Source organism: Alteromonas marina (assembly GCF_000808575.1).
In the GTDB taxonomy this organism is placed as follows: domain Bacteria; phylum Pseudomonadota; class Gammaproteobacteria; order Enterobacterales; family Alteromonadaceae; genus Alteromonas; species Alteromonas marina_A.
This window is the reverse complement of sequence record NZ_JWLW01000012.1, coordinates 25,323-50,719: the sequence shown is the minus strand read 5'-3', so window position 1 is coordinate 50,719 and position 25,397 is coordinate 25,323. Positions and strand designations below refer to the sequence as shown.

Here is a 25,397-nt window from a genome sequence, read left to right as displayed (position 1 = left end):
GAAGGTCAACAGGCTTTAGTAGCCTGTCAATTCCATAAAGCCGCTCCCTGAATGGGAGCCTTTTATTTCCACTCGCCCTTCATAATAAGGAAATAAGCTGTTATTCCATTGGTTTTCCTTGAACGGGCTAATGGATACGTCGATATCTTTTATTGGTATTTGAATACGCCAAGCAGTGGGAACAGAGCGAGGTGACTCTCCCTCGTTGATTGTTTCATAGGCCGTTGGCGTAATTGATATGTTGGCTTGCTCGATGGTTTCTTTCGTGCCATTTTCCGCTATATAGCTAGCCGTTGTGAATATTTCGCTGTGTTTGCTTTTGCTATTTTTCATGTTTTCATTCATGGCGTGCATGCGAAACGCCATCAATTTACTTCCATCGTCTAAATGCAGCGAGAACCAATCCCACCCCATGGCTTCACTGTTGGCTAGGTGGCTCGTCCATTCGTGATCAAACCAGCCTTTACCCGTAACTTCTACGCTATTGCCCTCTATGTTTAACGTACCCTCCGCGTTAATGAATGGCTGGCTGTAATAGTAGGAGCGAAGGCGTTCGTCCTGTGTTTTTTTGCTGTAGCCATTGTCCCCCTGTTTGATGAAAGGCCCAGAGGTGTTTAGGTTAAGCGCGACTTTGACGGCGCTAACGCCAGGCGCATTATTTAATTCTGACAAGCTGTCCGCAGTGGGATCGGGGATTTTTCCACGTGTTTTAACCGAATGATGCGCGTTGCTTTGCTCGAAAGCGAAAGTTAAAACGGATGGGAACATAGCCTTGCTTTCTGCACCTGTTTGGACCTCCGCCTGTGCCGCTTTCCAAACCCAATCGTCAATCACTGCCGTAAAGGGTTGTTGATTCACATAGGCATTACCTACGCCGCCGCTTGCAAATCGTTCTTCGAAATAATGCTGTTCAGCGCTGTGTAGCGAAGCATGTCCCATCCACTGCTGGCCATCAGTCCAGTTTCTTGCGATATGGCTATTAGCGTTAGTATGGCGGTTATCTTCAGAACTATGATTAGCACTACTTTCGGCGCTACTATTGTAATTACTCTTGGCATTACTTTCGGCGCTACCTTCAGCACTATTTTTAGCATTAGCATTAGCCTTAGCGCTTGAAGGAGCATCTTGCTCAGTATTGAAACGAAAAAGCGTATATTGAAGGCCGAACTCTTGCCCGTCTTCAGCGCTTAACACAAACGTGAGGTACCACCACTCTAACTGAAAATCGGGATGACTCATGTGATCGCGCGGTAATTCAACAATATTGCCCCGCTTTACTGGCGTAAAGGCGTCGCTCGACTGCATGTTTCCAAAAAAGCCGTTTGGCGTGGAGGTTCCCAGAGTTTCGTTTTCATCTTTTGGGTTTTCAGTACATGCGCTCAACGTGAAACAAGCAGCTACAAGCACTAAAAAGGTGTTGGCTTTAAATCGCAAAAACGTGGTGTTGGCACTACCTAAATAGTTTTTCATAGCTGAACTTCCTGCCTTAAATCAATTTTCGGCTTAAGTTTTCCTAAAGGTAACAACAGCACCAGTGAAACGATAAACAGCGATAACCCTACGCTAGAGAGAATAACCTGTGCATTAAGTGAAAGTGGGTACACCCAGTTAAAAGCATGCCGGTTTACTTGTTGAATAAAGACATAGGCCAAATACACGCCAAAAGGAATGGCGAGCAAGGCCGAAATAAAACAAAGCAACAGATATTGCGCAAACAGAGAAGCTTTTACTTTAAGCTGACTAACGCCAAGGGCACGCAATACAGATAACTGCGCTGCGCTGCCTATGCTAAGTACCGTCAGCGAAACAGCGAAGGCGACGCCCGCCACCAATAGGGTGGTAATATTAAGGCCGTCAGTTAATACAAAGGTGCGATCAAAGGTCTGCATAGAGGTATCTAACAGCGCCTGTCGGGTATAAAGGGCAATTTCGCGGTGTTCCCCTAACTGTGATTTTAGCTGCTGTTCGAGGATGTCCTTTCCATAGGTGCTTTGTTTGTTGTCGCCTATCACGTTAGCCTCAATAGAAGGCTCTGGGTAAATAGCCATTACACCGGAAAAAAGTTGATCCCTGATAAGGACATCGTTTCGATTAAATGAGGGAAGAGGCACTAATATTTGCCCGTTCAGGTTACCGTAGTCGGGATAAATACCCAGTACTTTCCATTGAGGCGTCACTGCAAATACGTTCGAGTTCGACGAACTGCTTTGTGAGCCTTGTGTTGGGTCAGTAGTTTTATCTTGTGGCGAGCTATACGCCTCGTTAGATGTATTAATCGCCGAAGAACTTGAATTCGCAGTTTTACGAAGATGAATATTCTCTATATCTAACGTGTGTCCTAACTTTGCGTTAAGGGAAAACGCTAATTGCTGATTGATGAATACCCCTTTCCCTTCTGTAAACTCACGCCACACTGTGTTGAGGTCGTTGTTTATTACATCATCGAGGACAAGCGCCTTTTTACCGTTTTGGTGAACGGGGTAGCTACTGATAGAAACGTAAGTGGGCGAGCTGTTACTGTTTTCACATGTCTCTTTATGTGTCTCTTCTTGAGCATGTGAGCCAATAACAGCTCCCTCAGCCTTAAGTAAAGGAGTTAAAGCAAGCGGAGGTGACGATTTGGTAGATAACGTTTCGATACGACTAAGTGGCGCGTCGGTGTACAGATAGAAAGGCGCGTAAAGCCTTTGCGTTAACCATTGTTCAGTGGCGTCTCTAAAGCTGTCCGTCATGGTATTCATACCAATATTTGCGGTTAGCGCGATAAAGAATGCACAAACGGCGAGACGGGTTTTGCTAGACAGTAAGTGCATATTAGCAATGACGTAGTGGAACACGGGCCACTGTCTTGGTACAAATCTAGTCAGTAGCCTAGAGAAAATAGGTAACCAAAGAAGAATAAGCGCGCAGCTGGTAAGGAGTAACAGTGTAACAAAGAAAAGTGCTGAAGCTGTAGAAGATACGAACCCCTCAGCGATAAATAACAGTAGTAGGGCACATAATGAGATAAGGCCTACGGCAAATTGGCCTAACGCATTTTCTTTTTTGACAGGCGTTACGGTTAGGGCATTTGAAAGCTTAACTATAGAAACTAACGAAAAAACAACCAGCGATATAAAGGTCGTTGTTAATGCGAAGCCGAAGGTGAAAAGCAGATTAACGTCTGGGTTAACAAATACAGCGTTAAACAACGACGTAAATGTACCGTTTATCACAGGTGACAACCATGACGCCGCTTGAAAACCGATGAACATGCCAATTGGAATACTTATTACGCAGTAAACAAGCAACTCGGTGAATAGGGCACTGCCTAAAATTCGCTGAGATATGCCCAGCTGCCGTAAACGAATGATATTGGGTAGCCGCGTGCGGTACATCAAGTTTAGCGCGTTAAGTACTATAAAAAGCGCCACAACGCCCATCAGTCCACTCATCGCCCAAAGATTTAGTCTAAAACTATCTGGCAACGAACCGGTGTCATTGTCTGTATTGCTAGTGGTTTGCTTTACAGGTATTCCAAGTAGAGTTTCTATTTGGGTTAAATGCTGCTGTGATAGCGGTGAAAGTGCAATAAACCCGGAAAGTGGGACGTAAGCTTTCTGTTGTTTTACTTGTTGCTCTTGCGCGCGTTTAGCATTGTCATGAATAACAGGCTTAACAGATTCATCATTCTCAATCGTTACCCCGCCTCTGTAAAAATCATCAATAGAAATCAAAATTGTATTTTGTGGAGCAAAGCTGCTCACATACGCGCTTACCGTTGCAGGCCAATAGGGGCTTGGCGCGGATTTTCTATTGGTTTCATTGAGCGTGTCGTGACAGGCCAGTTTTGCGTTCGTTAAGGGGTGAATAAGCCCATTTACAGCGAAGTCGCCCCCAGAATTTGAGCGCAATTCGCGTCCCGCTGGCGTCTGCTGGTTTTCCATTTCACTAAATTTATTCGCATTTTGCGATAAATAGGAAAGCGAAAGAGCGCTATCGTTTTGAGCAGGCGCTTCAAAACCTCTCTTTCTAAATGCACTTCCTAAAAGAGGCTGAGTATCAACACCGAGTAATGTGAGAGTTGTTGAGGGCTTGCTGGCATTGCACGATAGGGTGATGTCTCGTTCAGCTATTGCAACAAGCTGGGTAAAACCCTGCTTGCGAAGCGTGGCATAATCACTTTGTGTAAAGCGAGTTCTGCTGTCTGCTGGGGTGATGATACTGCCCAAGGTAAGCCCTTGCTTTGACTGTAACAGTTCACCTTGTGTAGCGCCTTCGTTTATAAGCAAAACGGTAACCAAGCCAGCATTGGCCAGTATAATTGCGGCCATAATGAGCAATGGCTCCCACGGCCTGTGCCTTGCCATTGCAAGTAAGCTAGAAAGTGTTAACAGTAGAGTGCGCAGCACGTTATCTTCCTACTTTCTGTTTTCGGTGCGTTTTTCACAAGGCGCATATCGCTAACGTCTTTCACCTGTAATTAGCTTGCTGCTATTGGTGAAGACAAGGTTTGCTCTGTACTTTCACAATTCACTCTCTCTAATACCCCTTTGTGTAGTCGCAAAGCGGCGTCCGCTTTTACCGCGACGTCTTGGCTATGAGTAACCACAACAAGAGAAGTATTGGCCTCTTTACAGGTTTTAAAGAGTAAGTCAGACACAGTTTCGCTGGTGGTTTCATCTAAATTGCCGGTGGGTTCGTCGGCCAAGATAAGCGAGGGGCGATGTACAAGTGCTCTAGCAATGGCACAGCGCTGCTGTTCACCGCCAGATAACTGACTTAGCGGCTTTTGCGCTAGGGGTAATATCCCAAGCTGCTCCATTAACGCTAATTGGTAGTCGTTATCTACATTACCTTTTAGCCTTGCAGTAAAGGCAATGTTGTCCCACGCATTAAAGCAGTCGAATAGATTGAAGCTTTGAAACACAATACCTAAATGCTGTTTGCGAAAATTGTCGATATCCTTCGCTTTAAACGTATTATCGAGTTTGCTATTGCCTGCAATCGACAATCCATTTACCGAAATATCGCCTCCGTCGGGCGTCTCAAACCCAGCAATAAGCGACAGCAAGGTAGATTTGCCGCAGCCAGAAGCCCCCTGAATACTCACCGATTCACCTGTCTTTACAGTAAGGTTAAGGTTGTTGATGAGCGGAGCCCCTGTCTGTGAAAAAGATTTCTTTAAGTCTTTTATGGTCAGCATAATTCGCCGTTTTGTATTGAACCGTCTTAGTTTGAACATGAAGGAGCGAGAATGCATGCAATACGCAGTGCTGCTGGCGCACAGTTAGAGGCGCTATGAGCGCTTTAAAATAGCGCCAACATGTTCTAATAGAACGGGTTATTTTTATCATTGAGAGTATACGTAAAACTCATGCTTTTTGGTTAAAAGCGGTGTAGGAATTTGATGGGCCAATACCGTTGCGCGGCTCACGATATTGCTTTGGTAGCCCAAATTACTCGATATGTAATAGATTTCGTCGTAGGTCAGAGGGACTTCAAATGTAAAAAGGGGCGTTAAGCCCCTTATCGATTATCTTTTTACTGATTAATAAAGTTATCGAGTTCTTCGCCAGTAATTTTTTTGATTTGAGCAAACAAATACCAGAGCGCTGCAATAAGCAAAATCATGCTCGGGATCACAATAACTGGATAGCTAAGCGCAGTCATTCGGCCAAGCTCTTCAGTGTATGCCGTAGTGCCCGGCTCACTGACCAAAATCATTTTAGCTAAAATATAGTTAAGTGCAGAAGAGAGGAAAAACGAACTCGCTACGATGTAAGAGCTAACCGCGACTTTCTTTTTAAATTCTGGTTGCTTGCCTTTCGCATCAAGAACTTGGTTTAGGTGTGGCCAGTTTATGATTTGGTCGTTCAAAATAAGCATTTTGACCAAGGGTTTATTAGAGTATTGGGTTACCAGTACAGCAATACCAATAATGCCCGGAATAGCGGCTTCTTTTATCGCAATATACTCGGCAGGCAGTTTAAGTAAGCTAAACCCGCCGGTAAGCAGTACGCTGATAATGCCTAAAATGGAAAAGCCATTGACCTTTCCCGACTCTTTTAAATCCCAAAGGCCATAACCAATAGGAAAGCTGAGTGCCGCCACAATGCTCCACGCAGGGCCTAGGTAATCTTCTGAACTTGCATAGCTCATTAGCACCACAGGAATAACAATGTTAAACGCGAGGTTGCCGAAAAAGCCTTGGTTCTTTTGTGTAGGTTCTTGTACTGCTGACATATCTAACTAAAACGTCTTATCTTGAGGCTAATTATACGTAAACTAATTAGCGTGCCCAGTGCCATGCGGCAAATAAGCCACCAATAAAGCCAAACAGATGATATTCAAAGGAAATAAATTTGGATGTGGGAAGCACACCAACCAGCATTCCTCCGTACAGCGCTGCAACTACTAGTGAAATAAGTAAATACCGCACTTTGTTACTTCGAAAACCTGCTAATACAAGGAAACCAAAATAGCCATATACCATGCCGCTCGCGCCAATATGCGTAGCGCTTCTACCGAACAGCCACACGCCCAAACCACCTATAAGCAGTGCGCTTAGCGTAGCGATGAGAAATGTGCGTTTTCCCCACTGCATAGTAAGCCACATGAACAGCAAAAGAGGCACCAAGTTAGCCATCAAATGCGTGGGTGTACCGTGAAGGAAAGGAGCTGTGAATATATATGGCAAGGTTGAAAGTGTGCGAGGCACTACACCAAACTGATTAAGTGCATTGCCGGTAAGTAAGTTTGCTACTTCTATTACGATTAATAGTGCACCTAACGTCAGCAGAACGCGAATTTGAAAAGAAAGCGGCTTCATAAAAAGGCCCCCTTAAATAAATTACAAGATAATATGGGGAAGGTAGCGAGAGAGATCTTGGGTAATAGCAGATGAATCTTCTCTTACTGAAATACCTGCGGGCATGTCATCCACCAACCAGCTACCAATAAGTGTATGATTACCTTCAAAAACGGGCAATGGTTCAAAAGCTTGAACAATAAAACCTTCTTCACCATAAGGGCCATCACTCAAAACGTTCTCAACACCATCTTCGATAATTGATACGTTGGCTCCCTCTCGAGAAAAGAGGGGCTTTTTAATCCACTTTCCGGACAAACTATTTGCATTTTTTTCATCTGAAAAATAAGCAGGAAGCAGGTTAGGGTGGCCTTTAAATTTCTTCCATAGCTGAGGAAGCAAGGCTTTATTGGAGATTATCGATTTCCATGGGGGCTCTACCCAATTAACTTGGGCGTCTTCTAACACGTCGCCAAACTCTTCGCGCAGCATAAACTCCCAAGGATAAAGCTTGAAGCAGTCTGTAATGGGCGCGTCTTGAAGATCGGTAAAAACACCCGTGTCCGCCAACCCAATGTCTTCAATAAAAACGAAGTCAGCTAAAAGCCCGGCCTCTGTAGCGCAGTCTTGTAGGTACTGCACTGTTCCGCGGTCTTCTACGGTATCTTTACAACACGCCATGTGCAGTTGATTAATGTTGTAGTGCAATGCTATTTCGCGAAATCGATGAACTAGTTTTTCTTGCAAGCTATTGAACTGATCAGCGTGCAGGGCAAGTTTGCCGGCATCCACATTTTGCGAAAGCCACAGCCATTGCCAAAAACCGGATTCATACAGGCTGGTGGGCGTATCTGCATTGTTTTCAAGAAGCTTTGCCGGCCCTTTACCGCTGTAGACAAGGTCAAGGCGAGAGTACAGACTTGGGTCTCTTTCGTTCCAGCTATTACGCACTAAATCCCAGTGCTGTTCGGGGATGCAAAAGCGAGTAAGTAATTCCTCACTATTAACCACATCTTCGGTCACTGCCAAGCACATTTGATGTAGCTCGGCTGTGGGGTCTTCAATATCGTTTTCAATTTGCGCCAGCGTGAATTGGTAGTAGGCACTTTCATCCCAATACGGCTCGCCATACATGGTGTGGAAATGAAAACCAAACTCATTAGCCAACTGCTGCCAGCCCTTGCGAGGCTGGCAAGGCATTCTAAACATAGTTATCCGCCCCAGCCGCCTTTACGGCTGCTGCTACCCCAAGACGATTTTGCACGAACGCTGCTACCAAACCCGCCTCGTTTCATTGTGCGGTTCACGGTAGGCTTAGGCTTATAAACGTCTTTATTTACGCGATATTTTCTTTTGCGAATGTCGCCGTCGAACACATAGCCGTCTGCCGTTATCCAGCGTGAACGAAACGGTGAATTATATGAATAGGAAGTATATAAGGGCTGTGAGTAATAGCGATTTGGCGATAGCAGAGAGCTCACCATGTAGCCTGCCATGAACGGCATGAAAAAGCTGCCGCTACTATTATTCACATATTGGCACTGGTTAGGGCCAAATTCATGTTCGCAGTCGTACTCAGAGCTAAAGCGCGGACTGGTGCGCATGGCCTCGTCGACCGCTGTCTGGTAGGCAGCTTCACAACGCTCTACTGCATCAGGAAAATCCTGTTTACAGTCTTCTAGCGAGGTGTAAATGGTGGCGTCTTCTTTTTCCCCGCCACAACCACTTAAAATAACGCTGGCCACCCCCAATGCTAAAGGCTTCACGCTAAAACCTTTGCGCATGCGACTAAGGTCAATATGTTTGGTGCGTTTTAATGCGGGCTTCTCACCTTGCACGCTATCAACAACATCAAGCTGAGTGTTTCGTTTATCAGTCATCGCTGCCCCCTTAATAGGTCATGCAAGCGGCATTGAGTAAGCCTACGGCAATAGACATGCTGGCAAGCATAACACCCGCAGAAACTTCGTTATTGTTTATGCGCTCAGCGATTTTCGGCATAAAGCTGAAACGCAAAATGGCAAACGCTAGGGATTGTGCAATCACAGCAACAAGCGCCCAAATAGCAAAATCTACTACAGCAACCGAGTTTGAAGCTGCGCTGCCAAGGGCAATAGCAAAACCGATTATAGCGCCACCGAAGCCGATGGCAGCGGCAACGTTTTTCTCTTCTTTTACCAGCTTCCATTCATCGTGAGGTGTAACCAATGCGTACACCAATTTGAAGATAAACAAAAAGACAATCGACAAGCCGAAGTAAAGCGCAAAGTTATCCAGGCCAGCCAAAGATTGCATGATCGTATCCATAGTTATTCCCTTTTATTAACCGTTTATAGTGATATCTGCAGGTTCTACATCAAACCCCGTTGAAATCACCAAACATCTATCTAAATTATTACCTACTTGTTTCTCTTCACCCACAACAAGCAGTGTTTCGACTCTATCGTTACTGATGGGGCGTTCGTACAGCATCATAAACTGATCGGTGGTACTCACATCACCGTCTTCTTCATAGGTAGTTTCAGTGACGGCAACAGGCGGTGACTCATCGCCCACTGCCCCCCACACGCGGGTATAGACCTTGCCCTCAAGCTCGTAGGTGGGCTGGCTGATAACGTTTTTCAAGCATTCGTTCCACTGAGCAGTATTACCGATGGTCTTTGTTTCGTAAAAATGCCACAGCTTAACATCGGTAATGTGATTCTCAGACAAGCCGCCGTCGGTGACCACCTGTAAAAATCCATCGTCGTCGGTGTAAAAGCGAAGCAGAGTGCCACCTGTATCTAAGGGTGCTTCACCTACCGCTTGAATTAATTGAGAACGGGCTGCACCTTCAATAGTGAGTTCCGGTTCTAATAGCGAAAGTTTCAAGTTATCTAACTCGAAAGACCCACCTAAATAAAGCCCCATTATTTCTGGCGACTTAGGTTTTTTAGGTTCTGACTTTTTAAATAATTTACTAAACATGTTTACGCCTCTTAATCAGCGTCTAGAGAAGACCAGTTAATTGCGTTAATGCGGCGCTCAGCAATGTAAAACAAAGTGTCGCCCGGGTTTAACGTAACGCCCAACGGTGGGTTTACCACCATTTCTTTCACAAGACCATTTGGCGCATATCCAATAAAGATGGCATCGTGTTTACGTTTCAAATTAATAAATAACTTAGCAACAGAAATGGCGTGGCTACTTTCTGGGATTTTTACTGAAAATTGCGCCTGGCCTTCTTCAATACTCAGTAAGTCGTGATGAAGCATACTAGAACCAGGATCAAAAGCGGCTTTAACCAGCATTTCTATTGCCACGCTCGGTGTACACTCCACTTTAGGGCAGTGATCTTGAAGTAAGCTGACTAGGCTATCATCATCAAAATAAGCCACTTGATGTGCATCAGGGTTACGCTTAGTACAATACAGCGCGGTAGTCATGGTGACATCGTCTTGTGGGTTATCGATAAGAATAGTTCGGGCGGTGGACACGCAAGCGCGATCCATATCTTCGTCTTTGTTAAACGAATCTACCTTCACGAACTCAATTACGCCAGGCATGGGGTTAGTGATATCAGCCTTCACACACAGCACAATATCGGGGCGCTCTGGCATGGCATCGCGTTCTTGAAGTATTAAATCAAGCAGCAGCATAGTACGCTGCTCATTCCACCCAATTACTAAGATATGTTCATCTAGCATCAAGCTATTCATACCCAACAATCCTTTCTTCCACGTTAATGAAACCCAAGCTGCAATCCGGCCAATTACCATGGCGAAGATACTCAAACCAAGCGGTATGACGTAAAGCGCTACAACCAGTTTTCCCGCTGGCGTGACGGGAGATAAATCACCATAGCCCACTGTAGAGGCGGTGACCGCCAGCCAGTAAATAAAGTCGGCGTTGGTAATTAAATCGTGCTCGTCTGCAGCGTAAAGTAGCCAATAGCTTGTTACTGCGTAAAAGGCGGTGGCACCGACAATAGTGTACCAGCGTGATTCTGCAAAATATTGCAGCATGATTTTTCGCAGTTTTATCCATGGAGACATAAAAGAAACAGCCCTTGTTATGCGTGCCCTTACTCTGCCTTGAAGTGCTTGGTTTGTCTAGGTTAGCTCTTTGTTATCTAACAATTTTCGCAGAGATTTATGTAACAAGAATTAAAAATGGGAGCGCTTGGCTCCCATTCATTTACTTTACTTGCCTAGAATTCGCGCTAGCTCATCGTCTGCAGAAGTTTTCCCCCCTTTGATGCCTGCTTCCGCTAAGCGTTTTTCTAGATCGCTGCTCGATTCATTATTCGCTAGCTCTTCAGCTGCTTGTAGCTCAGCATTGCGCATCTTTTGCTTTTCCTGAATGCGAGACAGCGATTCAGTCGCGGTTTTCATTTTACTATTCGCGCCCATGTGGCGTGAAGAAACCGCTACTTGCGCCTTCTGAACGCTTTCAGTGGCTTTTACCATATCCACTTGCTGCTCTAAGCGACGTAAATTCGCTTTCGCCTGTTGGATATTTTGTGCCAGCTGCTTTTCTGACTGCTGGAACTGATCAAGATATGTTTGTTCTTGGTCTCGTTCTTCTTTAAGTTCAGACACCTTTTGAGCACAATCTAGCGCGAGTTGGCGGTCGCTATCGATGGCCTTGCGCGCGTGAGCTTCGTATTCCGCAATTGACGAATTGAAGCTATCCACTTTTTGCTGAGAAAGTTTGCACTTTGCCAAAATTTGGGTACGTGCATGGTCTGACTTGCGCAGTTCTTCTTTGGCTTCTCTAATTTCTTGTTCCAGAATTCGAATAGCCTGACTGTCTACGACAGATTGAGCAGCTTCGGTTGCACCACCTTTTACTGCAGTTACTAATTTTTTCCACACTGACATTCGCTTCTCCTTAGAAGTAAATTTTAGTTAAGGTGTGTTTCGTAGGCATCTAAGAAAGATGCAACATTCTGAAACAGGGTTTCCACTTCAATAACAATACTTTCAGCTTTTGACTGGGCACTTAACGCACCAAAGGCAGTGTAGTACTCTTCACCACCAATGTTTGAAATGCCTACCGTGGTTAAAGGGAACACCATATGAGTTGACAATATTTCATGATCTAGCGCTGGCTTATCTTTTACTTCCGACGCTGCAAACAAAAGACTCTCTACTAAAATCTGCTCTCCGCTGATAGCAAGCCAGGCATCTATGCCGTCTTGATTAGCAATAAGTAAGCAGTTTTCCTCACGTGTTACCACAAAGTCATCATGCTCTTTAAATAAGGCTTCGATGCTTTCCAGTTCCCAGCTCATACCTTTCTCCTTTAGTTATTAAAGCGATAATGTTGAAAACGAATGTCGTATATGTGGTGTCTTATAATGCATTGCTACGCTTAAATCCGTGTTGAAACACAAAACTTGAAACCAAGCATTACCAAAAGAACAACCGAAGTTACTGTAACGACTATTTTCATTTTCGCCAATATCTTGACTTGCAGTGTAGACCTGTTGTGCCATAATCGTCAACATTAAATACATGTCATAAGTGTAAAAAAGTGTGTTTTTGTAAAATATATATCACATTAGTGTGGTTTTTGGAGGCTGTGTGAACACTGGAAATACGCAAGGTGCTAAAAATGCGTGGCGGCAAACGGTAGCAAGAGTCGTGAAATCTGAGATGTCTGTGCGCGGCGTAAAATATCAAGCGTTAAGCCAAAGGCTGGAAGAGATTGGCGTGGAGCAAAGCGCAGATAACCTTAGAAATAAGGTAAACAAAGGTATTATGGGCGCCGATTTACTCCTGCAAATTTTGTACGTGTTGAAGGCGCGTCCATTAGATGCGGCGCTTTTAGAAGAAATCTTAACTGATCTTCAGCAATAAACAGCGTAAAATACCGCCGTTTATAAGATATCGATATTCAACTAACCTGTCGCGCAGAGGAATCGGAGCTTCGCAATAACGTTGCGATGAGTGAAGGCAGGCAGGGAAAACAAGCAGATAAAAAAATACCCAGCAAGTGCTGGGTACGAATGATAAGGAATGTTTATGGGAGAACATCATCACTATCTGTAGGTATCTTAACCGTTTAAGGTGTTGAGTGCTATTTAATAACTTGAATTGTGCGTATATTGTTCAATATAAAGTTATTTCACAATATACGTTATTTTTTAATTTATTGATAAGTAATGTTTTTTGTTTTTATTTTAACTCTGTCTTAAGCTGTAAATCTATTTTTATTAGCCTTAATTTGCAACTTAAATGGTACTTAATATTCTACTTTTGTCTAACTTTTATGCCGTAATTTAGTCGTATTTATGAAACTATCAGATTTTAGCTTTGAGCTACCCGAAAAACTTATCGCCAAATACCCAACTCAGCAACGTACAGCGAGTCGCTTGTTACATTTAGAGGGGAAGACTGGCAATGTAGCGCACACGATGTTCGCTGACATGCTGAAATTTGTAGAGCCAGGCGACCTCTTGGTGTTCAACAATACGCGGGTTATTCCTGCCCGATTACTTGGTAAAAAAGAAACTGGCGGACAAGTAGAAGTGCTTATTGAGCGTATTACGTCGGATAATACTGCGCTAGCACATGTTCGCGCGAGTAAGGCACCTAAACCTGGAACTAGGCTTATTCTTGAAGAAAAAGTGAATGTTACAGTGACAGGGCGAGACGATGCGCTATTTATTTTACAGTTTGACCACGATGAGACCGTATTAACGCTGCTAGAAGCCCATGGGCATATGCCGCTTCCTCCCTATATTGACCGCCCGGACGAAAACTCAGACAAAGAGCGCTATCAAACCGTTTACAATCAAAAGCCGGGCGCGGTTGCAGCGCCTACTGCAGGGCTTCACTTTGACGATGCAATACTGGCTGCGTTAAAAGAAAAAGGCGTGAATTTGGCCTTTGTAACTTTGCACGTCGGCGCGGGTACATTCCAGCCTGTGCGCGTTGATAATATTCAAGAGCACAAGATGCACGCAGAGTTCGCCGAAGTACCGCAAGACGTCGTTGACGCTGTTCTAGCCACAAAAGCCAACGGTAAACGCGTTATTGCAGTGGGTACAACCTCTGTACGCTCTTTGGAATCAGCGGCAAAAGCAAGCGCAGAGCGCGGTGACGAGGAAGTTATTGCGCCATTTAACGAAGATACTGAGATTTTTATCTACCCTGGTTTTGAGTTTAAAGTGGTAGACGCAATGTTCACCAATTTTCACCTTCCAGAGTCCACGCTAATGATGTTAATTAGCGCATTTGCAGGTAAAGACAACGTGATGAATGCCTATCAAGAAGCGATTGAGAAAGAATATCGATTCTTTAGCTACGGTGATTCTATGTTTATTGAGCGCGCCTAAGCACATTCGTCCACGATACAGGCCATGTAAATCGGTATTTTGCAGGCCTTTCCAGCTTAGTTACAGATAAACATAGATACGGGGCATGATCTCAGCCGAATTACTGGTATAATCGCCGCCAATTTATTTTTATACCCAGCGCAAAAGCGCACCAAAGTGGGAATGCTTTCACATGCAATTTGAGTTGTTAAAAACCGAAGGCCGAGCACGACGCGGTCGTTTGGTGTTTGAACGCGGTGTTGTTGAAACGCCAGCGTTCATGCCCGTAGGTACATACGGTACTGTTAAGGGAATGACCCCTGAAGAATTAAAAGACAGCGGTGCACACATCTGTCTTGGAAATACGTTTCACCTGATGCTTCGTCCTGGTACAGGCATTATTCGCCAGCACGGCGACCTGCATGATTTCATGAATTGGGACAAGCCAATCCTTACGGATTCTGGCGGCTTCCAAGTGTTTAGCTTGGGTGATTTGCGTAAAATTACCGAAGAAGGTGTAACATTCCGCTCTCCGATAAACGGCGAAAAGATCTTACTTACGCCTGAAAAATCGATGGAAGTTCAGCGCGATTTGGGCTCTGACATCGTGATGATTTTTGATGAGTGCACGCCGTACCCCGCTACTGAACAAGAAGCGCGCGTTTCAATGGAAATGTCGCTACGTTGGGCCAAACGTAGTAAAGAAGCCCATGGCGATAACCCAGCAGCACTGTTTGGTATCATTCAAGGCGGTATGTACGAAGGTCTGCGCGACGTTTCACTTGCTGGCCTTGAAGCGATTGGCTTCGACGGTTACGCCATTGGTGGTCTTTCAGTCGGTGAGCCGAAAGAAGATATGATCCGCATTATTGATCATACCGCGCCTAAAATACCGGAAGATAAACCTCGCTACTTAATGGGCGTGGGTAAACCTGAAGATTTGGTTGAGTCTGTGCGCCGCGGTATCGATATGTTTGACTGTGTAATGCCCACGCGCAACGCGCGAAATGGTCACTTGTTTGTGACTGAAGGCGTAGTGAAGATTCGCAATGCGAAACACAGAAACGACACCTCGCCATTAGATGAGAATTGTGATTGCTACACTTGTAAAAACTATTCTCGCTCTTATCTACATCATTTGGACAAGTGTAACGAAATCTTGGGTGCGCGCTTAAATACCATCCATAACCTTCGCTACTATCAGCGTGTGATGCAGGGTCTTCGCGATGCGATTGACGCAGGTACGCTTGATGAGTTTGTACAAGAATTTTATGAACAAAAAGGGTTGCCGGTTCCGGCACTATAACAACGATAATATTTGGGGAATTTTATGAGCCTATTTATCTCTAACGCTTACGCACAGTCTGCTGGTGCGCCGCAAGGTGGCGGCATGGAAATGATCATCATGCTAGCTGTATTCGGTTTAATCTTTTACTTCTTGCTTTACCGCCCACAGGCTAAGCGCGTAAAAGAGCATAAAAACCTAGTATCTTCACTAGGCAAAGGCGATGAAGTGTTAACACAAGGTGGTTTGGTTGGAAAAATCACTAAAGTGTCAGAAGAAAAAGACTTCATTGAAGTTGCACTTAACGATTCAAACAACATCGTTGTTCAGAAGTCTTCAGTAACTGCTGTGCTGCCTAAAGGCACAATGAAGTCACTGTAAGTAACAATCGCCGGGGCCGGGACGCTTCCCGGTACTGGCACGAAAGGATTATCCAGTGCTAAACAAAAACTCTATTTGGAAAGTACTGAGTGCACTCATTGTGGTTACAATGTGTGCACTTTATGCGCTTCCTAACATTTACGGTGAAGATCACGCCGTACAAATCTCAGCAGGCCGTGACGCTGTGGTAACTGACGCCACTGTGGAACAAGTAAAAGCCGCGCTAAGTGAAAAGAATATCTCTCCAAAACGTGTTGAGTTTGAGAACGAACAAATATTAGTTCGCGTTTCGGATTCTGACACCCAGCTTGTTACGCGTGAAACGCTTGAAAAGGCGCTTGGTGATGACTACTACGTGGCTATGAACCTTGCCCCTGACACGCCAGAATGGCTTGAAGGCCTAGGTGGCGCGCCAATGAAGCTAGGTCTTGACCTTCGCGGTGGTGTTCACTTCCTAATGGAAGTGGACATGACCGAGGTTATTACCAAGTCTCTTGAAGATGCAGAGGGTGGTTTTCGTACTTCATTACGCGAAGAAGGCATTCGCTATCGCGGTGTAAAGCAGGTTGACGATCATATCGACATTAGCTTCCGCGATGAAGATACACTAGACAAGGCAGAGTTCTTTTTGCGTAACCAAAGCCGCGACCTTACCTTTAACCAAGTGGACGACTTAACGCTTCGCGCTGTTTTTGCTGAAAGCAAGCTTCAAGAAATTCGCGACAACGCGGTTAAGCAAAACATTACCATTATTCGTAATCGTGTTAACCAACTTGGCGTAGCTGAGCCGCTTGTACAAAAGCAAGGTGCTGATCGCATCGTTGTGCAGCTTCCAGGTATTCAAGACACCGCCCGTGCGAAAGAGATTCTTAATGCCACAGCAACACTAGAATTTCGCATGCTAGACCAGAAGAACGACATCCGTGATGCATTGAACGGCCGCGTTCCTCCTGGCTCTCAAGTGATTGAAGATCAGCAAGGCATTCCTCAGCTGCTTGAAAAGCGCATTATGCTTACCGGTAGCCATATTATTGATGCGAATAGCGGTGTTGATGAATATGGGCTTCCGAACGTAAACATCTCGCTTGATTCTGAAGGCGGTAATAAGATGTCTCGCTCAACCCGTGGGAACATTGGTAAACCAATGGCTACGGTGTTTATCGAATACAAGTCGACCGGCGAACGTAACAAAGACGGCAAGCTAGTATTTGAAAAACACGAGCAAGTGATCTCGGTTGCGACTATTCGTGCGCAGCTGGGTAGCAAGTTCCAAATCACAGGTCTTGATTCACCGAAAGAAGCCCGTGACTTAGCGTTGCTACTTCGCGCAGGTGCACTGATTGCGCCAATTCAAATTGTTGAAGAGCGTACGGTTGGACCAAGCTTGGGTAAAGAAAACATTGAGCTGGGCATGCAGGCTATTATGTATGGTCTGGCAGCGGTACTTGTTTTCATGTTGATTTATTACAAAGCCTTTGGTGTGGTAGCGAACATCGCTCTGATTACAAACCTGGTTATGATAGTAGGCATTATGTCGATGATCCCTGGCGCAACGCTTACGCTACCAGGTATGGCAGGTATTGTACTGACCGTTGGTATGGCAGTAGATGCAAACGTTCTTATCTTTGAGCGTATTCGAGAAGAGATACGTGACGGCCGCAGCCCACAGCATGCCATTCATCAGGGTTACGACAGTGCTTTTTCTACCATTCTAGATGCTAACATTACCACTTTCATTGCAGGCTTAATTCTGTTTGCCGTGGGCACAGGCCCAATTAAAGGCTTCTCGATTACGCTGATGATTGGTATAGCAACGTCGATGTTTACTGCAATCCTAGTTACGCGCGTTATTGTTAACGCAGTATGGGGCGGTCGACGCGTAGAGAAATTGGCGATTTAAGGAAGTAACATGCAATTATTAAAACTATCCGATACCGTCAATTTTATGCGCCTTCGCATTCCTGCGATGGTGTTATCAACGGTACTCATTTTAGGTTCGTTCGTGTCGCTAGGCGTTAATAGCCTTAACTGGGGGCTAGACTTCACTGGCGGTACGCTAATTGAGGTTGGCTATGAAGATGCCGCTAATTTAGAAGCCATTCGCGTTCAGCTTAATGAATCGAATTTCGAAGATGCTATCGTGCAAAACTTCGGAAGTAGCCAAGACGTATTGATTCGTATAGCGCCTAGAGACGGTGTTAAAGCCGTGACTATTGGTGAGCAGGTACTAGAGGCACTGCGTGCTGACGGTACTGCGGTTGATATGCGTCGTATTGAATTCGTGGGTCCTAACGTAGGTGAAGAGCTTACCGAGCAGGGCGGCCTTGCGATGCTAGTCGCACTTTTGTGTATTCTCGTTTATGTCGCGATGCGATTTGAATGGCGATTCGCTTTGGGGTCAGTATCGGCGCTAATGCACGATGTTATCCTCACGCTGGGTCTATTCTCGGTACTTCAAATTGAGTTCGACCTAACGGTACTTGCAGCGGTACTAGCGGTAATTGGTTATTCACTTAACGATACCATCGTTGTATCTGACCGTATTCGTGAGAACTTCCGCAAAATTCGTAAAGGTGAGCCTGTTGAGATTATCAACATCTCGCTAACGCAAACCCTAAACCGTACAATCATCACCTCATTAACCACGGTGTTGGTATTGGTTGCGTTATTCTACAAGGGGGGGGCGCTTATTCACGGTTTCGCAACAGCATTGCTGTTTGGTGTAGTGGTAGGTACTTACTCATCGGTGTATATCGCAAGTTCAGTGGCACTTGCATTGGGTATTAGTAAAGAAGACCTAATGCCGCCACAAGTGGAAAAGGAAGGCGCAGATTTAGATCCTATGCCTTAAATAAAAAAATATACAAAGAGAAAACCGCACTATGTAGAGTGCGGTTTTTTTTAAGCTTTGAAAAAGTATGATAATACAACTTTATTTTATTAAAACTTTAATGTATTCCTAAGTTTTAATCGATGAATCATTCAACTCGAAGGAATATAAGGCATGGAGAGTTTAAAAGTTTTACTAATAACCATATTGTCTTTTCTTGCATGTATAGTGCTTGGCTTTGTATTAAGTAAAACGAAGAAATTTTCCTACCTTTCAGATAGAGATAATCGATTTGGAGCCATCGATGGCATACGGGGATACCTCGCATTATCTGTTTTGTACCACCATTACGTTGTTACCTATTATTGGAAATTAAACCAAGTGTGGCAGCGCCCACCTGAAAATTTTTTTCAAAATTTAGGAAAAGTAGGGGTGGCGATATTTTTTATGATCACGGGATTCCTTTTCTTCTCTCGTATAATAAGTCAAGACCGCACTATAAATTGGTTCTCTCTATATAAATCGAGAATATTTAGGATATACCCGCTGTATTTATTTTCACTATGCGTTATATCGTTATTCGTATTTTTAGCTTCAAACTTTGAAGTCAACGTGTCAGCTATAGATTTATTAAAAGAATATGTTAAGTGGATATTTTTTATAGGGGGGACTATAAACGACATTTCAGATACCAAGACAATTATTGCTGGTGTTGATTGGACGTTAAAATACGAATGGTTGTTTTATTTAATGCTGCCAGTTATTTTTTGTTTCAATCGTTTTGTAGGAAAGTTAGGACTTGCTTTTCTTGGGTTGATTGCAGTTTATACTTACATAAATCCAATTCGTGTAGGTAATGTTTCATCTGAATATTTAATATACTTTGCTATAGGATCTGTAGCCTATCCACTCTCTCTTTATATTAATGCTAACTCGAAATACAATCACGTATTGGTTTCAACCGTAAGCCTTTTGTTAGTAGCTATTCTGCTAACTTACCCCAATACGCTTGATTCCTTTCACGTGTTTTTAATGGCGATTTTATTCATATTAGTCGCCTCCGGTAACAGCATATTTGGAATACTATCCTTAAGAGCTTCAGTACTTCTCGGTGAAATCAGTTACAGTATCTATTTATTACATGGAGTAGTGTTGTACTTTATTTTCACTTATTGGTCACCAACTGAAATATCAAATTTAACCTTAAGTGAGTATGCTTTATTCCTTCCAATAGTTTCTCTTGTTGTTGTGGCAGTGTCTACAATCACATTTTTGATTATTGAAAGGCCCGCAATTAAAGCCGGAAAAAACTTCACGTTTAAAAATTTAAAAGGTAGGTTCTTGTTAAGAAAAGTCGTATAGCATATATTGGTAAAAGAGGCGTTAATTGAAAACAAACATAGCGCCTCTACTATTTAATTGCTCAAAAGCGATTTACTTAAGGTGCTTAACTAGGCCTTGAACAACCTTCACGCTACCAGCAACAATTTCGCCTTTGTGAAGTGGATCGTTACCGCCTTTAAAGTCAGTTACCAATCCACCAGCTTCACGAACAATAAGCTCACCTGCTGCGATATCCCAAGATTTAACGCCGCGCTCCCAGTAACCGTCGTGGCGGCCAGCTGCAACGTAAGCAAGGTCTAGCGCTGCACTACCTGCGCGGCGAATGTCGCCCACTTCGTGGAAAATTTTGTTAAGGCTTAGTGCATACTCGCCAAATTGAGACTTGTTCTTAAACGGTAAGCCAGTAGCAATAATGGTTTCAGAAAGGTCACGAGGCTTAGAAGCACGAATACGATAACCGTTAAGCTGCGCGCCTTGACCACGGCTCGCGGTGAATAGTTCGCTGCGAATTGGGTCAAAAACAACCGCTTGATCTAAGCGACCTTTGTGAAGAAGTGCAATTGAAACGGCAAAGTGAGGAATGCCTTTTACAAAGTTAGTGGTGCCATCTAGTGGATCGATGATCCACTGATAATCAGTTTCTGTGCCCAAAACTTCACCCGATTCTTCACCTAGGAAGCAATGGTTCGGGTAAGACTGCTGAATTTTGGCAATAATTGCTTGTTCTGCTTCTTTATCAACTTGAGTAACGAAGTCGTTTAAGCCTTTTGACTCTGTTGCTACTTCATTATGTTTTTCAAAACCACGAACAATAACTGTTCCAGCCGCACGCGCAGCGCGCACCGCAATATTCAGCATAGGATGCATAGATAAACCACCAATTGTAAAAGACCAATGAAACAAACTAACTGTACAAAAAATAGCTAGTTGTTTTCGAAAACGGGCGGAGTCTACCAGAATCTATGCGCGATGCAAATGAATTCCCAGCGCAATAGCGTGAATAGCCATCTATACTGCCACTGTGTTAAACTTAAAGCTATTAAGGTCTGTAAGATAGTACGCCAGATGCGCGTAATATCGAATTAAAGACGCTATCCAAATAAATACGTAGGTATTACACGCATGCTCGAGAATATTCGCATTATTTTAGTTAACACGTCTCACACGGGAAACATCGGCTCGACAGCAAGAGCTATGAAAACCATGGGGCTGAGCAGCTTATATCTTGTCGACCCAGTAAATGAGCCAGACGGCCAAGCCAGTGCATTGGCGGCGGGGGCGGGTGATGTCCTTGCTAACGCGAAAATTGTAAGCACGCTGGAAGAGGCTGTTAAAGACTGTGGCTTAGTAGTAGGGACGTCTGCACGCTCTCGCACTCATTCATGGCCGATGTTAGGCCCGCGCGACTGTGGCGAGAAGCTGGTCCAAGAAGTAGAAAAGTACCCAGTAGCCTTGGTGTTTGGTCGAGAGAATAGTGGTTTAACTAATGAAGAGCTGCAGCAGTGTCACTTCCATATGTGTATTCCAGCCAACCCAGAATACAGCTCACTTAATTTAGCAGCAGCAGTACAAACCCTTTGTTATGAGATTCGCATGGCCTATCTAAATCGCGAAACCTATCCAAGTGTTGAGGAAGAATATCCACTGAATGACGATTTAGAGCGTTTTTATACGCATTTGGAAACCACGCTGGAAGGCACGTCGTTCATTCGCAAAAGTCACCCGGGTGTGGTTATGACTAAGCTGCGCCGCTTGTTTAACCGAGCGCGCCCTGAGTCTCAAGAGCTTAATATATTACGCGGTATATTGGCGTCTATCGATAAATCGGTGAAGAATGCTAACTCAGGCGACGCAGACCCTGCACCAGCGATAGAAGAAAAAGAGTAAACACTATGTTCGCCCGTATAAAAGATGATATTCAAGGCGTATTTCATCGCGACCCAGCGGCCAGAAACACCTTTGAAGTGCTAACCAACTATCCTGGCCTTCATGCGGTGTGGCTGCATCGCATTAGTCACAAACTATGGAAGGCTGAGTGGAAATGGTTGGCGCGCAGTTTATCAACCTTTAGCCGTTGGCTTACGGGTATTGAGATTCATCCTGGTGCCACGTTGGGACGACGGGTATTTATCGACCACGGTATGGGTGTGGTCATTGGTGAAACTGCTGAAATAGGCGATGACGTCACCCTTTACCACGGCGTTACTCTTGGAGGCACTAGCTGGAGAGCAGGTAAGCGCCACCCAACCCTTAAAAAAGGCGCTGTAGTTGGGGCTGGTGCCAAAGTGTTAGGGCCTATTATTATAGGTGAAAACGCTAAAGTAGGGTCTAACTCTGTGGTCGTAAAAGATATTCCTGATGGCGCTACGGCGGTGGGGATCCCGGGTCGTATCATTATCTCGAAGCAAAAAGAGATGAATGCGTCGGTAAACCCTGAGCGAGATAAAATTGCCCAGAAATATGGTTTTGATGCCTATGCTGTCGCGCCAGATAACCCTGATCCTGTGGCCAATGCGATGGGCATAATGCTAGAGCATATGCACCAAATGGACACCAAAGTGGAAGAGATGTGCAAGGTCATTCAGTCGCTAGGTGGCGATGTGTGTACCGATAATTTACACAATATTAGCGCTGAAGATTTCGCAGAAACGGGTTTCGACCTAACGGAAACCCAAGAGCGAGAGAAGGCTCATTCTTCTTTCGACCCCGCTATTTAACTCTAATTCCGCATACTATTTTCGGGTGAAAAGGCAGAGAACCTTCACCCTTTTATAGTAAAAATTCACAAAGGCTTGTTTTTACAAAACATTAACAAGCACATTGACTCGTGCATAACGCCAACTTACATTGAGATGAGAGGTTGATCATCACTTTTCAGGGACGTTATGCAAGATACAGTGCAATTACTCGACGTACTAATTGTTGGAGCCGGAATTTCGGGTATCGGCTGCGCCTACCACATTCAAAAAAAATGTCCTGACCTTTCATATACTATTATAGAAGCCCGCGGTGATTTGGGCGGCACATGGGATTTATTTAAATACCCGGGAATACGCTCAGATTCTGATTTATTCACCTTCGGCTACGAATTTAAACCTTGGAAAGAGCAAAAGGCCATTGCTGATGGTCGTTCAATAAAGGCTTACGTCGAAGAAACCGCGGCTGAAAACGGTATTAAAGAGCGCATACGTTTTTTAACTCGTGTGGTAGATATAGATTGGCAAAGCGATAAAAACTATTGGCGGGTTACGTTAAAGTCAGAAGAGAGTGGGCAGCATGAGCACATTGCCGCCAGATGGATATTTAACGCTTCGGGTTATTATCGATACGATAAAGGTTATGCACCACATTTCAAAGGGCGATCACAATTTAACGGTCAGATTGTACATCCACAGCATTGGCCTGAAGATCTGGACTACGAAAACAAACGCGTAGTGGTAATCGGAAGCGGTGCAACGGCGGTAACGCTGGTTCCCGCACTAGCGAAAAGCGCATCGCACGTGACTATGCTGCAAAGAACGCCATCCTACGTATTACCTGTTCCCGTAGATGATCCAATCGCAAAACATTTACGCGCGTGGTTTAGCGAGGATACAGCGTTTAAAGCTGCGCGTTGGTTTAACATAGCGAAACAGCGTTGGGTGTACGCATTTAGTCAGCGCTTTCCACATCGTGCGCGCAAAATAATACGCAGTCTTAATGCAAAAATGTTACCCGAAGGGTATCCAGTAGATATACATTTTAACCCACCTTACAATCCTTGGGAGCAGCGACTGTGTGCAGTTCCGGGTGGAGATTTATTCGAGTCAATTTCGAAAGGTAAGGCGTCGGTTGCAACAGATACTATAGAAACGTTTACTGAAACCGGCATTAAACTTGATTCGGGCCAGCATATTGAAGCAGATATTATAGTAACAGCCACTGGATTAAACCTTCTGCCTCTAGGAGGGATAGTGCCAAAAATTGATGGTGAAGCTGTTTCGCTGCCAGAATGTGTTACGTATAAAGGTATGTTACTCAGTGGCGTGCCTAATTTTGCTATTGCGGTGGGCTATACAGCTTCATCGTGGACACTAAAAATTGGCCTTTTATGTGAACATTTCACGCGATTGCTCAATCATATGGAAGAGCACGGCTTTACACAGTGTACACCTGTAGCAGACCCAAATATGGAAACACAACCGTTACTAAACTTTGGCGCTGGCTACATCCAACGTTCTTTAGAACAATTGCCACGTCAAGGCATGCAGTTTCCTTGGTCTATGTCGTTCAATTATGCACAAGACGTGAAAATTTTTCGGAAAGGCCGTGTAGACGACCCAGCGCTTAAGTTTGAATAGAAATTTTAATAGACGCACACTTACTTTTATTAAATCACGAGAGCTTTAAATGAGTTTAGCCCAGCATCATGAGCAATACGTAACGCTTAAAAGCGGTGATAGGTTTTGCTATGCCGAGCATGGTGTCGGAAATACCGATACCATTGTACTTATTGTGGGTTTAGGTCTTCAGTTGGTTTATTGGCCAAACGCGCTTATTGAGCGTTTAGTTGCTAGTGGATTTCGCGTTATTTGCTTTGACAATCGTGATGCAGGAAGGTCAGTACGCAGCGACACACCGCATCCCAGCCTATTACAGCAGTTAAGAGGAAGGTCGCCGAAAGGTGCATATGGACTTGAACGGATGGCTGAAGATACTGCAGAGTTGTTAGAGGCGTTAAATATAACAAGCGCACATATCGCAGGAATGTCTATGGGAGGGATGATTGCGCAAACTCTCGCTAGCCTTCACCCAGAAAAAGTGACATCTATGACGTCTATTTTTTCTACCACTGGGAGTCGAAAAGTCGGTCAACCGTCGTATTCAACGTTATGGCGTTTAGCAAGAGCAAAAGCACCAACAAGTGAAAAAGACGCAGTTAAAAACTACCAAGCAATGATGACGCATATTGGCGATGTAGCTGCAAAGGGAGCCGTAAATCAATGGCATCAGTATGCGCGTTTGGCATGGCAGCGCAATGGTGGCAAAAGTGATGCAAAAGCGATGTTCCGGCAAATCGGTGCTATTATGAAATCCGGCGACCGAACGCCAATGCTTCAAAATGTCAAAGCCCCAACATTAGTGATACACGGAGATGTTGATCGCATGGTGCATCCCAGTGGCGGTGTAGCAACAGCCAGAGCTATATCAGGTGCTAAACATCAAGTACTGCGTGGGTTGCGCCATCAAATAGATACCGTCCAATCACATCGGATAGCAGACAGTATTCTTGCTCATATTCACTTAAATGCGAACAAATAGGCTTATAGTCGACGTTATCATTTATCTGCAGAATAAACGATTTCTAAGCATTTAGCGTAGACCACGCAAATTTGGCGTCTATTAGCGTCTATTAGTGCTTATTTGGATGGGGCTTAATTGAAACGAAAGCCTTGATATACAAAAGCGATTACTCGAATCAATA

At 44.5% G+C, this 25,397-nt stretch carries 24 protein-coding genes; 11 read left to right on the top strand and 13 right to left on the bottom strand.

Annotated features, from left to right (window positions below; genetic code table 11):
* Nucleotides 1-15: 15 nt before the first annotated feature.
* The 12 genes from RJ41_RS05905 to RJ41_RS05850 form a co-directional block, all read right to left on the bottom strand.
* Nucleotides 16-1,470, bottom strand: a complete 1,455-nt coding sequence (locus RJ41_RS05905; protein WP_039218210.1) for a lipocalin-like domain-containing protein — start codon at nucleotides 1,468-1,470, stop codon at nucleotides 16-18.
* Nucleotides 1,467-4,391, bottom strand: a complete 2,925-nt coding sequence (locus RJ41_RS05900) for an ABC transporter permease (RefSeq protein ID WP_039218207.1) — start codon at nucleotides 4,389-4,391, stop codon at nucleotides 1,467-1,469. Before RJ41_RS05900 ends, RJ41_RS05905 begins: the two co-directional genes overlap by 4 nt.
* A gap of 71 nt (nucleotides 4,392-4,462) precedes the next feature.
* The gene (locus RJ41_RS05895; protein ID WP_039218205.1) at nucleotides 4,463-5,185 is read right to left on the bottom strand and encodes an ABC transporter ATP-binding protein; all 723 of its coding nucleotides are present in this window, start codon (nucleotides 5,183-5,185) and stop codon (nucleotides 4,463-4,465) included.
* A gap of 338 nt (nucleotides 5,186-5,523) precedes the next feature.
* Nucleotides 5,524-6,225, bottom strand: coding sequence for a VC0807 family protein (locus RJ41_RS05890; RefSeq protein WP_039218203.1), 702 nt, complete (start codon nucleotides 6,223-6,225; stop codon nucleotides 5,524-5,526).
* A 46-nt stretch (nucleotides 6,226-6,271) separates the two neighbouring features.
* Nucleotides 6,272-6,811 carry a rhomboid family intramembrane serine protease gene (locus RJ41_RS05885; protein WP_014950199.1) on the bottom strand — a complete coding sequence of 180 codons (540 nt, stop codon included), beginning with the start codon at nucleotides 6,809-6,811 and terminating at the stop codon, nucleotides 6,272-6,274.
* A gap of 21 nt (nucleotides 6,812-6,832) precedes the next feature.
* The gene (locus RJ41_RS05880) at nucleotides 6,833-7,999 is read right to left on the bottom strand and encodes a glutathionylspermidine synthase family protein (protein ID WP_039218199.1); all 1,167 of its coding nucleotides are present in this window, start codon (nucleotides 7,997-7,999) and stop codon (nucleotides 6,833-6,835) included.
* A gap of 2 nt (nucleotides 8,000-8,001) precedes the next feature.
* Nucleotides 8,002-8,670 (bottom strand): DUF1190 family protein, encoded by a 669-nt coding sequence (locus tag RJ41_RS05875; RefSeq protein WP_084081774.1) that lies wholly within the window; start codon nucleotides 8,668-8,670, stop codon nucleotides 8,002-8,004.
* 10 nt (nucleotides 8,671-8,680) lie between these two features.
* Nucleotides 8,681-9,097, bottom strand: coding sequence for a DUF350 domain-containing protein (locus RJ41_RS05870; RefSeq protein ID WP_014950196.1), 417 nt, complete (start codon nucleotides 9,095-9,097; stop codon nucleotides 8,681-8,683).
* 15 nt (nucleotides 9,098-9,112) lie between these two features.
* Nucleotides 9,113-9,757: a YjfK family protein gene (locus RJ41_RS05865; protein ID WP_039218197.1), complete on the bottom strand. Its 645-nt coding sequence runs from the start codon at nucleotides 9,755-9,757 to the stop codon at nucleotides 9,113-9,115.
* Between the two features lie 11 nt (nucleotides 9,758-9,768).
* Nucleotides 9,769-10,824, bottom strand: a complete 1,056-nt coding sequence (locus RJ41_RS05860; RefSeq protein ID WP_205622704.1) for a potassium channel family protein — start codon at nucleotides 10,822-10,824, stop codon at nucleotides 9,769-9,771.
* A gap of 147 nt (nucleotides 10,825-10,971) precedes the next feature.
* Nucleotides 10,972-11,652: a PspA/IM30 family protein gene (locus RJ41_RS05855; RefSeq protein ID WP_039218195.1), complete on the bottom strand. Its 681-nt coding sequence runs from the start codon at nucleotides 11,650-11,652 to the stop codon at nucleotides 10,972-10,974.
* A 23-nt stretch (nucleotides 11,653-11,675) separates the two neighbouring features.
* Nucleotides 11,676-12,065 (bottom strand): DUF2170 family protein, encoded by a 390-nt coding sequence (locus RJ41_RS05850; RefSeq protein ID WP_014950192.1) that lies wholly within the window; start codon nucleotides 12,063-12,065, stop codon nucleotides 11,676-11,678.
* A 292-nt stretch (nucleotides 12,066-12,357) separates the two neighbouring features.
* Here RJ41_RS05850 and RJ41_RS05845 point away from each other — a divergent pair, with 292 nt between their 5' ends.
* From RJ41_RS05845 to RJ41_RS05815, 7 genes are all read left to right on the top strand, one after another.
* On the top strand, nucleotides 12,358-12,633 hold the full coding sequence (locus tag RJ41_RS05845) for a DUF6471 domain-containing protein (RefSeq protein ID WP_014950191.1): 276 nt from the start codon (nucleotides 12,358-12,360) through the stop codon (nucleotides 12,631-12,633).
* Between the two features lie 434 nt (nucleotides 12,634-13,067).
* The gene (queA, locus tag RJ41_RS05840; RefSeq protein WP_039218191.1) at nucleotides 13,068-14,114 is read left to right on the top strand and encodes a tRNA preQ1(34) S-adenosylmethionine ribosyltransferase-isomerase QueA; all 1,047 of its coding nucleotides are present in this window, start codon (nucleotides 13,068-13,070) and stop codon (nucleotides 14,112-14,114) included.
* Between the two features lie 172 nt (nucleotides 14,115-14,286).
* Nucleotides 14,287-15,399 (top strand): tRNA guanosine(34) transglycosylase Tgt, encoded by a 1,113-nt coding sequence (gene tgt, locus RJ41_RS05835; protein ID WP_014950189.1) that lies wholly within the window; start codon nucleotides 14,287-14,289, stop codon nucleotides 15,397-15,399.
* Between the two features lie 24 nt (nucleotides 15,400-15,423).
* A complete protein-coding gene (yajC, locus tag RJ41_RS05830; protein ID WP_025255932.1) occupies nucleotides 15,424-15,759 on the top strand; it encodes a preprotein translocase subunit YajC in 336 nt (111 codons plus the stop codon).
* Between the two features lie 55 nt (nucleotides 15,760-15,814).
* Nucleotides 15,815-17,659, top strand: coding sequence for a protein translocase subunit SecD (gene secD / locus RJ41_RS05825; RefSeq protein WP_039218178.1), 1,845 nt, complete (start codon nucleotides 15,815-15,817; stop codon nucleotides 17,657-17,659).
* Between the two features lie 9 nt (nucleotides 17,660-17,668).
* A complete protein-coding gene (gene secF / locus RJ41_RS05820) occupies nucleotides 17,669-18,610 on the top strand; it encodes a protein translocase subunit SecF (protein ID WP_039218176.1) in 942 nt (313 codons plus the stop codon).
* 153 nt (nucleotides 18,611-18,763) lie between these two features.
* A complete protein-coding gene (locus tag RJ41_RS05815; RefSeq protein ID WP_039218174.1) occupies nucleotides 18,764-19,951 on the top strand; it encodes an acyltransferase family protein in 1,188 nt (395 codons plus the stop codon).
* A gap of 72 nt (nucleotides 19,952-20,023) precedes the next feature.
* Here the strand turns inward: RJ41_RS05815 and suhB are convergent, their stop codons facing one another.
* A complete protein-coding gene (suhB, locus tag RJ41_RS05810) occupies nucleotides 20,024-20,800 on the bottom strand; it encodes an inositol-1-monophosphatase (RefSeq protein ID WP_039218171.1) in 777 nt (258 codons plus the stop codon).
* Between the two features lie 255 nt (nucleotides 20,801-21,055).
* Between suhB and trmJ the strand changes: the two genes are divergently transcribed.
* The 4 genes from trmJ to RJ41_RS05790 all read left to right on the top strand — a co-directional run bounded on the left by trmJ (nucleotide 21,056) and on the right by RJ41_RS05790 (nucleotide 25,234).
* Nucleotides 21,056-21,820, top strand: coding sequence for a tRNA (cytosine(32)/uridine(32)-2'-O)-methyltransferase TrmJ (gene trmJ, locus RJ41_RS05805; RefSeq protein ID WP_014950182.1), 765 nt, complete (start codon nucleotides 21,056-21,058; stop codon nucleotides 21,818-21,820).
* 5 nt (nucleotides 21,821-21,825) lie between these two features.
* A complete protein-coding gene (gene cysE / locus RJ41_RS05800) occupies nucleotides 21,826-22,650 on the top strand; it encodes a serine O-acetyltransferase (protein WP_014950181.1) in 825 nt (274 codons plus the stop codon).
* A gap of 168 nt (nucleotides 22,651-22,818) precedes the next feature.
* Nucleotides 22,819-24,273 (top strand): flavin-containing monooxygenase, encoded by a 1,455-nt coding sequence (locus tag RJ41_RS05795; protein WP_039218166.1) that lies wholly within the window; start codon nucleotides 22,819-22,821, stop codon nucleotides 24,271-24,273.
* Nucleotides 24,274-24,322: 49 nt separating this feature from the next.
* On the top strand, nucleotides 24,323-25,234 hold the full coding sequence (locus RJ41_RS05790; RefSeq protein WP_039218162.1) for an alpha/beta fold hydrolase: 912 nt from the start codon (nucleotides 24,323-24,325) through the stop codon (nucleotides 25,232-25,234).
* Nucleotides 25,235-25,397: the final 163 nt, after the last annotated feature.